The 11940-nt window shown below is 69.9% G+C and carries 9 protein-coding genes; 5 read left to right on the top strand and 4 right to left on the bottom strand.

The features are described from left to right. Window positions 1-37: 37 nt before the first annotated feature. Window positions 38-868: a hypothetical protein gene (locus tag AB0F72_RS39290; RefSeq protein WP_360443327.1), complete on the bottom strand. Its 831-nt coding sequence runs from the start codon at window positions 866-868 to the stop codon at window positions 38-40. Window positions 869-983: 115 nt separating this feature from the next. Between AB0F72_RS39290 and AB0F72_RS39285 the strand changes: the two genes are divergently transcribed. The 3 genes from AB0F72_RS39285 (at window position 984) to AB0F72_RS39275 (ending at window position 7497) form a co-directional block, all read left to right on the top strand. Then, window positions 984-1598, top strand: a complete 615-nt coding sequence (locus AB0F72_RS39285) for a TetR family transcriptional regulator C-terminal domain-containing protein (protein WP_360443324.1) — start codon at window positions 984-986, stop codon at window positions 1596-1598. Next, complete coding sequence (locus AB0F72_RS39280; protein WP_360443321.1) at window positions 1598-2368, top strand: MBL fold metallo-hydrolase; 771 nt, start codon at window positions 1598-1600, stop codon at window positions 2366-2368. Before AB0F72_RS39285 ends, AB0F72_RS39280 begins: the two co-directional genes overlap by 1 nt. A 74-nt stretch (window positions 2369-2442) precedes the next feature. Next, window positions 2443-7497 carry a diguanylate cyclase gene (locus AB0F72_RS39275; RefSeq protein WP_360443318.1) on the top strand — a complete coding sequence of 1685 codons (5055 nt, stop codon included), beginning with the start codon at window positions 2443-2445 and terminating at the stop codon, window positions 7495-7497. 460 nt (window positions 7498-7957) lie between these two features. On the opposite strand, the gene AB0F72_RS39270 is transcribed toward AB0F72_RS39275, so the two are convergent. Next, window positions 7958-8227, bottom strand: a complete 270-nt coding sequence (locus AB0F72_RS39270; protein ID WP_360443315.1) for a hypothetical protein — start codon at window positions 8225-8227, stop codon at window positions 7958-7960. 619 nt (window positions 8228-8846) lie between these two features. Between AB0F72_RS39270 and AB0F72_RS39265 the strand changes: the two genes are divergently transcribed. Continuing rightward, window positions 8847-9665 carry a hypothetical protein gene (locus AB0F72_RS39265; RefSeq protein ID WP_360443312.1) on the top strand — a complete coding sequence of 273 codons (819 nt, stop codon included), beginning with the start codon at window positions 8847-8849 and terminating at the stop codon, window positions 9663-9665. A gap of 103 nt (window positions 9666-9768) precedes the next feature. Here AB0F72_RS39265 and AB0F72_RS39260 read toward each other — a convergent pair whose 3' ends face one another. Further along, window positions 9769-10326, bottom strand: coding sequence for a GNAT family protein (locus tag AB0F72_RS39260; protein ID WP_360443309.1), 558 nt, complete (start codon window positions 10324-10326; stop codon window positions 9769-9771). A 246-nt stretch (window positions 10327-10572) separates the two neighbouring features. Between AB0F72_RS39260 and AB0F72_RS39255 the strand changes: the two genes are divergently transcribed. Next, complete coding sequence (locus tag AB0F72_RS39255) at window positions 10573-10956, top strand: tyrosine-type recombinase/integrase (RefSeq protein ID WP_360443306.1); 384 nt, start codon at window positions 10573-10575, stop codon at window positions 10954-10956. Between the two features lie 19 nt (window positions 10957-10975). Here AB0F72_RS39255 and AB0F72_RS39250 read toward each other — a convergent pair whose 3' ends face one another. Continuing rightward, complete coding sequence (locus AB0F72_RS39250) at window positions 10976-11737, bottom strand: M15 family metallopeptidase (protein ID WP_360443303.1); 762 nt, start codon at window positions 11735-11737, stop codon at window positions 10976-10978. Between the last annotated feature and the right edge of the window lie 203 nt (window positions 11738-11940).

The following is an 11940-nucleotide window of genomic DNA, read 5'->3' as shown; positions in this document are numbered from 1 at the left end:
AGTCGTCGGCTGCGGTCGGGGAGGTGTGGCTCGTACCCTAGAAAGATTCGTCCCGGGGGAGGGTGGGGCGGTCGTCGGGGACCGGGTCGGGCAGGTGGCCGGTGTCGGCGAGCCAGCGTTCGACGAGGGGCCAGTACCAGATCGAGGTGCCCGGCTCGGGTTGCGGGAAGGCGGCGTGGGCGGCTCGCCAGCGGTCCGCCACGGCCGGGCGGACGCCGGTGCGGTGGGCGATCTGGTGCATGGTGACCAGGGCCGGGTCGTCGTGGTCTCGCTGTTCCGGGGTGGCCCAGACGCTGACGTCCGGCTCCTCCCAGCCGCGCGCGGCGACCGCGGCAAGCGCCGGCGACGTGGCACGGAGGCGTTCGCGGAGGGTTTCCCGGTTGGCTTCGATGGTGTCCCAGACGGCGGCGTTGGCGGCCCGGATGCTGCCGTACTCACCGATGCGCCCGATGCCGTAGGGCCGGGTGCCGACCTCGGCCTGCCAGGTGGCGCGCGGGCCGGGCTTCACCGAACCGCAGGTCATCGACGTGAACTCGGGAACCGTGACGGGGTGACCGCAGTCGGCGGCCAGCCGGCAGGCGGTGATCACCTCGCCGAGCGGCGTGGGGCGCGGGTCGCGGTGGATGGCGGCCGTGTGGACGGCGAGGCGGTCGGCCGGCTCGAGGCGCTGCCACCACAGGTCGCGTACCCGGTGCAGGAGGTCGTCGAGGGCCGGCACCACCACGGCATGCCCGCCGCCGGGTTCGGGCCGCCGGGCCACCGTCAGCGGATCCCGCTGCCGGGTCACCGCGGTCGCCAGATCGCCGACCAGACGCACCACATGATCGGCGAGACGCTGGTCCTCGCCGATCGGAACACGCACCACCATCGATCCTCCTCCCCGTATCGGAGAGCATGCACGGCGTGACGGCACCCGTCTGTCCCGAAGGCTGTCGGGTGCGTAACACTTCAAGGGCGCGCGATCGGCGCAACGGAGGTGGAAAGTGCCCAAAATCGTTGATCACGACAAGCGGCGCTCTGAGATCGTCGAGGCGTATCTGACGGTGGTCGCCCGCGACGGGCTGCCCGCCGCCACCAGCCGGGCCGTCGCGGCCGAGCTGCACGTCGGCACCGGCGCGCTCTGGCACTACTTCGACGGGTTCGACGCGGTGGCGGCCGGGGCCTACCAGCGGATCAGCGACCTCACCACGGAACGGATCGTGGCGGCCACCGTGTCGCTGCGCGGGCTGGACGCGTTTCTGGCGATGCTGCGGGAGATCCTGCCGCTGGAGAAGCGGACCGTCGACGAGGCGTACGTGGTGGTCGGCTTCTGGGGCCGTCTCGCCGCGAACAAGCGGATCGGCGAGACGCAGACCGACGTGGTCGACGAGTGGCGGGCGATGCTGCGCCGGCACCTGGAGGAGGCGATCGAGGACGGGACGATGGTTCCGGACACTCCGGTCGACGAGGTGATCAACGTGGTGCTGACGATCGCGGTGGCCCAGCAGGTCCACGCGGTGACCGATTCCGAGCTTGCGGAGCCGTCTCATCAGCTCAAGATGGTCGAGTTCTGTCTGCTGCCATGGCGCTGCGTGGCCGGAGCGGGTATTGAGGGGTGATGGGTGACTTCAGGCTCAGCCGCAGGTTCATTCTCACGGGCGGTTCCGGTGTGTTCGGGGTGGCGGTCCTCAACACGGTGACCGGGTGCTCCGCGGAGCCGGAGACGACGACAGCGCCGGAGACGACGACAGCGCCGACGGCGCCGGGGTCCGCGTCGGCCGGCGCGGGAAATGCCGGAAATATCGTGACCGGCGACTGGCGGCGGGTCAACCTCTCGTTCGTCTCCGTCTATCTACTCGTCCGCGGCAGCGAGGTCGCGATCGTGGACACCGGCACGTCCAGCTCGCCGGCCGACATCGAGGCCGGGTTGAAAGCCGCCGGCTCCGGCTGGGACGCTGTCAAACATGTGATCGTCACGCATCGGCACCAGGACCACGCCGGTGGCCTGGCCGGCGTCGCCCCGGCGATCGGCGGCACGATCTACACCGGTGACGGCGAGGTCGAGGCGATCACCGCGAGCAAGCCGCTGAAAGGCCTCAAGGACGGCGACGAGATCTTCGGCCTGCGGATCGTCGGCACGCCGGGGCACACCCCCGGGCACATCTCGGTCTTCGAGCCGGCCACAGGTGTGCTGGTCGCCGGGGACGCGCTGAACAACATGGGCTCGCTGACCGGCTCGAACCCGCAGTACACCACCGACCCGGCCCAGGCGGCGGCCTCGGTGAAGAAGCTGGCCGGCCTCGAGGTCACGGCGATCCTCCCGGGCCACGGCGAGCCGCTGACCACGGGTGCGAAAGAGGCGTTGCAGCAGCTCGCCGCGACGCTCTGATGCGGTCCGATTCAGGTCCGACTGTCACCGGCCGATCAGCAGAACGACCCGGCGGATGCGGAGTGAGTGTGTAGGTGACGGAGATAGCCCTGACCGACCTGGTCGTCGGGGAGGAACTGGGCCGGGGCGCGTTCACGATGGTGCACCGGGCCCGGCGGGGCGACCGGTGGTACGCGGTCAAACGCCCCCTCGCCACCCCTGACGCGTACCCCGCTATCCGGGCCGACTTCAACCGCGAAGCGGCCCTGCTGGCCTGCATCGACGACCCTGCCGTGGTGCGCGTGCACGCCGCCGGCGACCTCGATGGCATGCCCGCCCTGGTGCTCGAGCAGATCCCCGGCGGCACCCTCGCCGACCTGATCGCCGGTGGCCTGCTCAGCCAGGAGCGGATCGTCGGGATCGCCGCTCACCTGGCCCGCGGCCTGGCCGCCGCGCACCGGCTCGGCCTGGTGCACCGCGACATCAAACCCGGCAACATCATGGTCTCCGGCGACCGGCCGCCCAAGCTGATCGACTTCGGTCTGGCCCAGCTCGGCCGCCAGGCGCGCGACGACGAGGCGGCCGGCACCTTTCTGTACGCGTCACCCGAGCAGTCCGGGATGCTGAAACGCCCGGTCGACGGCCGCTCCGACCTGTACTCGCTCGGCGTCGTGCTCTTCGAATGCCTGGCCGGGCGGCTCCCGTTCGAGGCCGGCGACGTCGGTGAGCTGCTGCGGCTGCACCTGACCGCCCCGGTGCCCGACCTGACAGCGCTCCGGCCCGGCGCCGACCCGGCCCTGGTCGCGGTCATCGGGCGGCTGCTCGCGAAGGACCCCGACGACCGCTATCCGGACGCCGCCGCGCTCCTCGCCGACCTGCGCGGCTGCCCGGGCGGCGCGGCCGCCGAACAGCCGGCCGTCACCGGGTGGCCGCTGGTCGGCCGGGACGCCGAGGCGGGCCGTCTGCGCCGCCGGTGGCAACTGGCCCGGGAGGGTCAGGGCGGGGTCGCGGTGATCCGGGGCGGGGCGGGGTCCGGGCGTACCCGGTTGGTCGCCGAGGTCGCCGGCTGGGCCGCCGCCGACGGCGTCCCGGTGCTGCGGGCCACCGGCCGTCCCGGCGAGGCCACCCCGCTCGCCGTCGCCCGCGAGGCCATCGGCGGCTGGCTGGAGGCCGCCCGCCGGTTGCCGGAGGCGGAACAGCTGATCGACGAGGCGTACGCGGCCGCCGGTCCCGCACTGCTCGGGCAGTTCCTCGGCGAGACCGACGAGGGCGAGGGCGAGCACGTGCTGGCCGCCGCCATCACGTTCGTCGGCGAGCTCGCCACCCGGTCCGGCGGCCTGCTGATCGCCATCGACGACGCCGACGACATCGACTCCGGCACCCGGCGGCTGATCGGCAAGCTGGCCGAGGAGTTGCCGGCCCTCCCCATCCTGCTGCTCCTCACCTCCGCCGCCCCGCTTCCGGACGGCGCGCTGGAGGTGACCTGCGCGCCCCTCGGCCCGTCCGACGTGGCCGCGCTGATCGCCTCCCGGCTCCCCGGCGCCCGGGTGCCCGCCGAGCTGGCCCAGCACGTCGTGGCGCGTACCGACGGGACACCGTTCGCCGTGGTCAGCTACCTGCTGCGGCTGGTCGACGTAGGGCTGGTCAGCCCGTTCTGGGGCAAGTGGCGGCTGGACATGGTGGGCGCCGACGCGCTGCCGCCCGCCGCTGACGTGCGGGACCTGCTCGCGGCCCGGCTCGCCCGGCAGCCCGCCGAGGTGCTCGACTGCCTGACCATGGCCGCCGTCGCCGGAGTCCGCTTCCGCCCGGAACCGCTGATCGACCTGGGGGAGCCGGACCGGGTGGTGGCCGCGCTGGCCGCCGGCGTCGACCGGCACGTGCTGGAGCCGCGTCCCGGCGGGCGGTACGCGTTCGTCCATCCGCAGCTGCGTGACCTGCTGCTCGATCGTCTCGACGCCGCCGAGCTGCGGGATCGGCACGCCGCGATGGCGCGGGCGCTGGAACGGCTGCCGGACGGGCTGCGGGACGAGGGGCACGCGTACGCGGTGGCCCGGCACTACCGCGGCGCCGGTGACGCGGCCCCGGCCGCCGACCGGCTGCGCAGCGTGGCCGTGGCCGGGCTGCGGGCCCTGGCCGACCAGGCGCCGGCCGAGGCCGTCGACTACCTCGGCGAGGCGGTGGCCGGTGACCCGGCGGCCGGCTTCGAGCTGCTGCACCCGCTCGCCCAGGCCTATCTGCGGGCCGGCCGCTACGACGAGGCCGCCGCGACGCTGGACCGGGCGCTCGCCGCCGAACCGGACCGGCTGCGGCGGGCCCGGCTGCTCACCACCCGGATCGAGCTGCACCACACGCTCTGGGACGACGCGCGGGCGCTCGACGCGACCCGGTCCGCGCTGGGCGAACTGCGCCGGCCGCTGCCCGGTGCGGGACTGCTCGCGCTCGTCGCCGCACTGTGCGTCGCGTTCGGCGGGGGCTTCGTCCGCCGTACCCACATCGGGTTCGGCACCGCACGGGGCCGCCGCCGGGAAACGCTCGCCGCGCTCACCGCGGTTCTCGACGCCGGCGGCTATGCCGCCGCCATCGGCCTGAGGCTGCGCGAGGCGGGCACGCTCGCGCTGCGGGCGGTGTACGCGGTGAACCGTCTCGGCCCCAGCCCGGAGTACGTCCGCGTCTACTCGCTGATCGGGTACGTCACAGCGGTCGTGCACCTCCGCGGCACCAGCGAGCGTTGCCTGCGCCGGGCCGCCCGGGTCGCCGCCGAGCTGGGTGACCCGGCCCTCACCGCCTACGTCGAGTGGCTGCGCGGCTGTGCGCTGCTGTTCGGCGGCTACGACGACGGCACCGCCTGGGAGAAGGTGATCGCCCGGTACTCCCGCTGGTACTCGCCGGCCCAGACGATCCCCGGATACGCCACGGTCGGCCTGCGCCTGCTGCTGCGCGGATACGTCGACGAGGCGGAGCGGGAGTACGAACGCGCCCTGCGCCACCTCGGCGACTCCGACCAGGCGCTCGGCACGTCGCTCGGCATGCTCAGCGTGATGATCCCGTCCGGTCAGAGCCGGTTCGGTGAGGCCGGGGCGGCGCTGAAACGACTCCGCGAGGCGTTCCCGGACGGCGCCGGCACCCCGGTGCAGCGCGCCAACATGCTCACCGCGGCCTGCTGTTTCCTGCTCGAGCAGGGCGAGGTCGGCACCGAGCTGGACGAGGTGCTCGCCGAGTTCCACGCGCTGCGGCTGCGCGCCGCCGATCTGATGCCGCAGCATCGGTGGGCCTACGTCTACCAGGCGCACGCCCGGCTCATCCAGTTCCGGTACGCGTCCGACGCCGACCGGTCCGAGCGGCTGCGAGCGGCCCGGGCGGCAGTGGCCGAGCTCGGCGACGTCGGGGGGACGCCGCTGCTGCGCGCGGTCTACCTGACCACCCGTGCCTCGCTGTTCTACGCGTCCGGCGAGCATCAACGCTGCCTGAAGGTCGCCGACGAGGCCGAGCAGCGGCTGCGCGGGCTGGACGCGCCGTTCATCCAATATGAGGTGTTCCGGATCCGGGCCCGTGCCATGCGTGCCCTCGGCATGGCGAACGAGGCCGAGCGCCAGGCGCGGTACGCCCTCGCGGTGGCCGCACAGCACGGGTGGGAGCAGCGGCGCCGGCAGACGCGTACCGAGTTCGGTGTGGACGAGGGCGCCGGCACCCACCGCCGTACTGTCGCGGACCGCCGTCCCAGCGGCCGCAACCGGCACCTCGACGCGCTGCAGCAGATCGGCTCGGCCGCCGCGACGATCCTCGACCCGCAGCAGCTCGCACAGGTCGCCCTGGACGAGATGTTGCGCATCCTGGGCGCCGAACGGGCCCTGTTCTTCTTGGTGGACTCCGCCCCGCGGGAGCCGTTGCGCTATGCGGGGCGGGACGCGTCCGGTGAACTGGCGTCGGACATCGCTTACGGGGCCACGCTCGTGCGCCGCGTCGCGGAGACCGGTGAGCCGCTCGTTGTCACCGGCACCGAGGAGGGCGCGGCGCTCGGGTCACGCAGCGCCGTCGTGCACGGTCTGCGGAGCATCCTGGTCGCGCCGGTGCAGTTCAAGGGCCGGCTGATCGCCGTGGTCTATCTGGACAGCCGACTGGCGCGGGGCATCTTCACCGACGACGACGTGGCGGTGCTGACCGCGGTGAGCAGCCATGTCGCGGTGTCGCTGGAGACGGCTCGGGCCGCGCAGCTGCACTCGGCGGTGCAGGCGGCGCGGGAGCAGCAGGCGATGGCGGAGATGCTGCGGGCCAGCCTGGCCGAGCTGACCGCGATCCTGGAGCCGGACCGGGTGTTGCGGCAGTTGTGCGTGACGCTGTATTCACAGCTGGGGGCGGATTCCGGGGTGCTGATCGGTCCGGCCGGCGATGTGCTGGCGGTGGAGGGCGCGGCGTCGCCGGCCGCTGTCGGTTCCCCAGTCCACGTTTCGGATATTTCGGATATAGACTTTGTGTCGGCTGTCGATCTGCTCGGCGATGTCCCCGTCCTCGCCGTGCCACTGCGCGGCCGGGACGCACCGGCCGGGATGATCCTGCTCGGCGGGTCCGGTCTGGACGACACCAGCCGTCAGGTCGCCGCCGCCCTCGCCACGCAGGGGATGACGGCCTACGAGAACGCCCGCCTGTTCAGCCGGGTGCAGGAGCTGGCCACCACCGACGAGCTCACCGGCCAGCACAACCGGCGGCACTTCTACGCCATCGCCGGAGCGCTGGTGAACACCGCGGTGCGGCACGAGCGCCAGCTGGCCGCGGCGATGCTCGACATAGACAAATTCAAGAACATCAACGATTCGTACGGTCATGGCGTGGGCGACGAGGTGATCCGTACGGTGGCCGCCCGGGTCCGCGAGAAGCTGCGCTCGTCGGATGTGCTGGGCCGTTACGGTGGCGAGGAGTTCGCGGTGGTCCTGCCCGACCACGACGGTCAGGCGGAGGCGCTGGCCGAGCGGGTCCGGGAGGCGGTGTCCTCGACGCCGGTTCTCACCCAGGCCGGCCCGGTCCCGGTGACGATAAGCGTGGGCCTGGCTCGCCTGGAGCCCGGCGACGCGAGCCTGGACGAGCTGCTGGCCAGGGCCGACCATGCGCTGTACCGGGCCAAGGAGGCCGGGCGCAACCGCGTGATGACGGCGTGACGGTGGAGTTTCGTCGCCATGGTTGGCAGCGCGGTGCCATTCTCGGGTGGGATGGGCGCGCGCGGCTCTCGGGTGGATGAGAACGCACGTAGGCGCGCGGTGGCAGGGGCGGCGGCACACTGAAGGCCGCGCAGGCGTGGATGAGGGCGCACCGAAACGGTGCGTGCGCTTTCACCGCTGCTCTGTGGCGTGGACGAGGGTTCACGATGACGATGCGTGTGCCCTCATCCAGGCGGGGGCGAGCACTCACAGGTTCGTGGTGCTGAAGTGCATGTTCTCGGCTGGCGCTTGATCGCATGCCTGCTAGGTGCGGTCTGCGCCTACCTTCACCTGCGATTTGAAACGTCAGTTCTAGGCGACATTCGTCGATGCCGGTCGTCGTTTGACGGCCCAGCGACGGCCCAGAGACGGCCCGGCTGGCGATCTCTGGGAACGCGTCCGGGTGGTCCTCGGCTCTGGCTCAAACTGGTGACGTGGTGCAAGAGTCGTCGAGCGAGTGAAAGGGGCCCCGGTAGTCCTTCCCGATGGGGACGTCTCGCAGTGGGACAAGACCGCCGACGTGATACCGGCTGCCGTCTCCCTCGGCCTTGGCCTTCGCGTTCAGGCAGTCGACGAGAGCCTGGGTCTGCTCCCGATCGGAGTAGAACGTGGTGCCGGATGGCACCGCAAGGCCGTTGTCGTAGACCTTCACGGGCACGTAGGCGACATTGCCGTCATTCTCGTAGCTCACAGGCTGTCCCTTCAGGATCACTCTGGGTATCGGCATCCATCATTCTGCATCTCGGGCGGGACGTGCGCATTAACCTCAACCACCCTCCCCGCCTTGCTTGGCTGGCATCCCGTCGCGCACGTCCCGCGTGGCGGGGCCGCGTCTGCCGGGTCCAGGTGGAGCGCCCTGCCGGACGAACGACCTGGACCCGGCAGACGCGGTCTGGCCTCTTGCGGTGTGCGAGGGGAAGGCAGTCAGGCTGGGCATCCCAGAGCGCCGGGTCCAGGGGCGGCGCCCCGGCCGCCGGAGGCTCTGTCCGGGTGCAGGGTCGGAGATCCTGCCCGCCGGAGGCATGACCTTCTGGCGGTCTGTGGACTGAGGCCCCTGAGCGTCCCGCAGGTGGAGGACGGTCGGGGCTTCGGCGTGTCCAGCGGCCGTCGCGCGTCCGGATGCCGGCTCGCGCCGTGCGAGCTTGCGAGCTTAAGGCGCGAACGGCGGCAGATCCGGGTCGGGCGTGCGGGCCGCAGGCCCGCCTTGAAGACGTAGAGAAAGTTCTCACCATCGTTGGGCGTCGGTCGACAAGCGGGGCAAATGTCAAACTCGCTGGTGCCCTGCGGATGGATGCGTATGATTCTTCCGCGTGGAACCTACCGAAGCCCTCCGCTCCATTGAGACGGCTCTCCGCTTGCTCATAATCGATGTGCTGGGCGAGTCTTCGTGGCTTAGCAGTCCGGGCGCTCCAGATCCCGGACGGCTCGAAGAGAAGCAGTCCGAGGAAGCGAAGCGCCGTGATGGCGTCTTCGTATCTCAGAACTTGATCGACTATGCCGAAACCTACCATCTCACTGCGATGGTGGAGAAAAGCTGGGAGAAGTTCAAGCCCGCGTTGAAGGATAGGGGTCGCACGCTGGCGTTCTTCGGCATTCTCGAAGATATTAGAAACAGCGTGGCGCACAGTAGGGAACTGGCTCCGTTCGAGCGGGACCTGATCTCTGGCATATCCGGACAAATTAGAAGTCAGGTGTCAATTTATCGGAGCCAGCAGGTTAGGGACGGGCGGTACTATCCACTGATTGAGGCGGTGAAAGACAACTTCGGCAGTGAGGGCCAGACTGATCAAGGGCGTGGAATTCGAAGAACTATGCGTCTGGATGTTGGTCAGACACTGACATTCGAAGGAAGTGCATTCAGTGCCCGAAACAAGGCAGTAAGGTGGCAGGTCGTTCCGAAGGTGGACTCAATCTTCGGAGCCCACGACGAAAAGGCCATAGATGCGGGCGAGGGGGAGACGTTCCGATTTGACTACACGGTCAAGGAGCAAGATGTGCACGAAACGTTCGCCGTTGAGATCCGCATAGCCGCAGACTCCCGGTTTCATCGCTACGGCGGTAATTCCCCCGTTGGGTTTGACGATTCTAGGATGTTTCTGTATGCGGTCAACCCACCCGAAGGCGAATAGCCGGACCGGATGCCTCATCGTCCAGACTGCGTCCGCGTGACCGGAGACCGGGGGAAGTTCGATGCAAGCGCGATGGGGTGACATGTAGGGGGATCATCCGAGTTCAAGAGGATGCCGGTTTCGAACGCGCCTCGGGCCACTCGCTGTCTAGTATCGAGTAGAGCAATGAGTCGCGCCACTGTCCATTGGTGAAGACGTGGTCGCGGATGCGGCCTTCATAGGTCATGCCGAGACCATCGGCGACTGCGATGGATGCGAGGTTGTCTGGGCCTATGGCGGCCGAAATGCGATGTAAGCTTAGCGTCGTAAACCCGAAACGCGTGATGGTCCGGGCTGCGTCCGTGGCTAAGCCCTTGCCCCACAGGCCGGCACGAATGGCGTAGCCCAGCTTGGCGGCTTTGACCCCACTGAAGCCGAGGCGCACGAATCCTGCGAAGTCGTCTTCAACCTCAACGGCTAGGTAGTACTCGTCGCGAGGTTCGCGCTTGGCGCGTGCCACTGCGCCCCTGATCATCGCCTCTGCCTCGGCCGGTCCCCTGCTGTCGAACGATAGCCACTGGGTGACGCGGTCGTCTCCGACGACTGCCAACGAAGAAGCCGCGTCGTCCTCCCGGAATTCTCGGAGGGTGACGACGCGGCCGGTGAGGGTCACGGGATACATGACCCGATCTTGCCTTAACAGGGTAGGGCACGCAGTGGCGTGGTCGTGAAGTCCTCGATCTGCTCAATCAGGCTCTGGGCATCGGCCGCTAGGCCTGCGCGGGTAAGTGCCTGGTGCACGCGCTGGACGGAGTGCACGATGCCGTTGATCCGCTGTTCCGGAGGTAGGTCCAGCACTGGTTCAAGCGCGTCGCTTGCCCCTTCGACGTCGCGGCAGGAGCACATCAAGAAGTACCCGCCGATCCCGGTGACACTGCCGTGGGAGGACCCGCGCCGGGACGAGCGGGTAACGGTGCCGCTACTCATCACGACGACGCGGGGCACCGCGTTCAAACAACAGGTGTTCGCTACGGTCGCCTGGCACCGTGCCTTGGACAGCGCTGGGCTGGAGCGGATCCGTGTCAACGGGTTGCACGCGTTGCGGCACTTCTACGCCTCGGCGCTGCTGGACGCGGGCGAAAGCATCAAGGCGATAGCGGAGTGGCTGGGTCACGCTGACCCGGCGTTCACGCTGCGGGTGTACGCCCACCTCATGCCGGACAGTCCCGGCCGTGCCCGCAAGGCCCTCGACGCGCTGTTCGACGGCCCGGCCGGTTTCCACGGCCCAGCGACGGCCCAGACGGGGGAGTGACCTACATATGACCAGGTCATTAGAGGTTGGTGGTGCTGAAGTGCATGTAGTCCTTGAGCGACTTCCAGCGCCCACCCCACGCGAACCCGTTCGACGTGAACGCCTCCACCGCGCCGTTCTCGTGGACCATGCCGGGCCAGTAGTTCTCGCGCGCCAGCCACCGTTCGGTGTTCGGCGGGTCCAGGTAGTCGCCCCGGATCATCGGGTTCTGGCGGGGGTTCACGTCGACGGCCCGGCCGTAGGAGTGCTGCGACCACTTGGTCGTGCCCGCGACGAACCGGCACTCGTAGCCGCCGGTCAATACTGATTTATCCGTCAAGCCTGGCATGTTCACCGAGGCCGGCTGCATCACCATGATGGGGAACCGCCAGCGGTAGAGCTGCGCGAACGCCCGCTGCGTCGGGGCCACCAGCGTCCGGTGCATGATCAGGCTGCCGTTGTGGACCCGGCCCTGGAAGTCGATGTAGCGGACCCAGATCCGCCGAAGCTCGGCCGGTGGCACCGGGCACTTCCGGCCGACGGTCCCGTTGGCCTCTTTCTCGGTGACCGTCTCGGCGCGGGTGCGGAACTCCGGCAGTGGCGCCCGGGCAGTGCCCAGCCGCAGCATCCCGTCGGCCCGCAGCGTGTCGTAGGGGCCGAGGGCGTTCCATTCGCGCAGGTCGGAGACGTGATGGCCGTACTTCTCGGCGACCGCCCACAGTGTGTCGCCGGGACGGACGATGTGAGCGGCGGGCTCAGCGGCAGCCGGCGAAGGAACCGCGGGAGTAAGGACAAGCAGCACGACGGAGACGATTTTCCACACAAATGTCCAGCCTTAACGCAGAAATGAGCGTCGGTGACCTATATAGGTTATAGGTGGCATACCTCACATTTGCGGACGGCCGGGGGGGCCCTAAGCGCACCCCGCCCCCCCCCCAGACAACGCGCGAAAGCGCGGTCCAGCGGCCGCCGGCCGACCCCCCCCAGCGACGGAGGTAGGGAAAG

Source organism: Actinoplanes sp. NPDC023936 (assembly GCF_040639325.1).
GTDB lineage: Bacteria > Actinomycetota > Actinomycetes > Mycobacteriales > Micromonosporaceae > Actinoplanes.
This window is presented reverse-complemented; position numbering and strand designations above follow the sequence as displayed.

Coding starts and splice junctions, on each gene's coding strand:
- AB0F72_RS39290 (WP_360443327.1), bottom strand. CDS start 868: ATGGTGGTGCGTGTTCCGATCGGCGAGGACCAGCGTCTCGCCGATCAT.
- AB0F72_RS39280 (WP_360443321.1), top strand. CDS start 1,598: ATGGGTGACTTCAGGCTCAGCCGCAGGTTCATTCTCACGGGCGGTTCC.
- AB0F72_RS39260 (WP_360443309.1), bottom strand. CDS start 10,326: ATGTATCCCGTGACCCTCACCGGCCGCGTCGTCACCCTCCGAGAATTC.